Origin of the sequence: Arthrobacter sp. 2YAF22_2, assembly GCF_052114645.1 — a bacterium.
Lineage (GTDB): Bacteria > Actinomycetota > Actinomycetes > Actinomycetales > Micrococcaceae > Arthrobacter.
In genome coordinates, this window is sequence record NZ_JBFRFD010000590.1 from 1 (window position 1) to 2,052 (window position 2,052).

The following is a 2,052-nucleotide window of genomic DNA, read 5'->3' on the forward strand; positions in this document are numbered from 1 at the left end:
CCCCGCCCGCCACGCAGGGATCAACCTTCCCGCAACAAAAACACCCACACAGCAAACCCAATGACTCCACACAGCTTGACAATCTGCGGGGCTGCCGGATGTGCGGAAGCGTCTGCTGGTGGGCTGCCGGATGTGCGGGAGCGTCTGCGGCGGGGCGGAACTGATAATTTGAACAGTGTGAATAATCCGGCCGAATTAGTTGTCCCCAGAGTCCAGGCAGCTATTGCCCACGCGTTCGGCGAGGAGTTCCGCGACACTGATCCGGTCATCAGGCCTTCGCAGTTCGCCGACATCCAGGTCAACGCCGCCATGGCGCTGGCCAGGAACGTCGGCCTGCCGCCGCGCGACGCGGCGGCCCGGATCGTCGAAGCCCTGGACCTCGACGGCGTCTGCAGCCTCGTGGAGGTCTCCGGGCCGGGCTTCATCAACCTCACCTTCGACGGCAGCTGGATCCAGGAACTGCTCAACGCGCCCGAACCCGCCGGCGGTGCGCAGTCCGCGCCGCTGCACCGCGTTGTCGTCGACTACTCCTCCCCGAACGTCGCCAAGGAAATGCACGTCGGTCACCTGCGCACCACCGTGGTGGGGGACAGCATCGTGCGGGTGCTCGAGGCGCTGGGCCACACCGTCATCCGGCAGAACCACATCGGCGACTGGGGCACCCCGTTCGGCATGCTGATCGAACACTGGCTCGAGGTGGGGGAGGAATCGCCCGAGGCCGCCCTGCTGATCGATGACCCTAGCGCCTTTTACCAGGCCGCTCGGGCGAAGTTCGATGCTTCCGCGGCCGAGACGGACGGGTTCGCCACCCGGGCCCGGCTGCGCGTCGTGGCGCTGCAGGCGGGGGATCCGGAGACGTTCGCCGTCTGGGAGCGGCTCGTGGCGCAGTCGAAGCGCTATTTCAACGCGATCTACAAGATGCTCGGGATCAGCCTCACCGACGACCACATCGCCGGCGAGAGCTCCTACGACGCTCACCTGGCACAGCTGTGCCAGGAACTCCAGGAGCGCGGCATCGCCCGGATCAGCGAAGGCGCGCTCTGCACCTTCCCGGCCGGCTTCACCGGGCGGGACGGCGACCCGCTGCCGCTCATCATCCGGAAGTCCGACGGCGGCTACGGCTACGGGACCACCGACCTCGCCACGATCCGTTACCGGGTCCGCGAACTCGAAGCAGACCGCGTGCTCTACGTGGTGGGCGCGCCGCAGAATGTGCACCTGCGGATGGTGATGGCCACGGCCCGCGACGCCGGCTGGTTGCCGGACACCGTGGAGGCGACCCACGTCCAGATCGGCAACGTGCTCGGCGACGACGGCAAGATCCTCAAGTCACGCGCCGGCAATCCGGTCAAGCTGATGGCGCTGCTGCAGGAGGCCGTGGACCGGGCCCGGGCAGTCATCGACGCCAGCCGGCCCGAGCTCAGTGACGCCGAGCGGGCCGTCGCGGCCCGGCAGGTCGGCATCGGCGCSGTCAAGTACGCGGACCTCTCCACCGGGCACGACACGGAATACGTCTTCGACTTCGACCGGATGCTCGCCTTGACCGGCAACACCGGACCGTACGTCCAGTACGCGGCCGCCCGGATCCGTTCCATCCTGCGCAAAGCCGGGGAACTGGACCGGCACCTCGGCGCCGCCGCCGGGGCGGCACCCGCGGCGACCATCGCCGTCGTCGAACCCGCCGAACGCGCGCTGGCGCTGCACCTGCTCGAATACGGCGCCACCCTGCAGAAAGTCGGCGAGCTGCTCGAACCGCACCGGCTCTGCGCGTACCTGTTCGAACTCGCGCAGCTCTTCACCGCCTTCTACGAGCAGTGCCCCGTCCTCAAGGCCGAAGACACGGTCCGGGATTCGCGGCTGGCACTCTGCGGACTCGTCCTGCGGCGGCTCTCCGGCGGCCTGGACCTGCTGGGCATCGAGACGCCGGAGAACATGTGAGCCCCGACGGCGGGGAAGCCGTTCCCGCTGCGGGCGGCGACGGGCTGGGCGCGGTCGAGGCCGCGCGGGTGGCCGTGGCGGCCCTGATCGGCGCCGGAGTGCGCTACGTCGTGG

General features: G+C 69.0%; 1 protein-coding gene. It reads left to right on the plus strand.

Going from position 1 to position 2,052, the window contains the following annotated elements; all coding sequences use genetic code 11:
* The first annotated feature begins 177 nt into the window (after positions 1–177).
* Positions 178–1,938, plus strand: coding sequence for an arginine--tRNA ligase (gene argS, locus AB4Y86_RS17610; protein ID WP_441403450.1), 1,761 nt, complete (start codon positions 178–180; stop codon positions 1,936–1,938).
* The last annotated feature ends 114 nt before the right edge of the window (positions 1,939–2,052 follow it).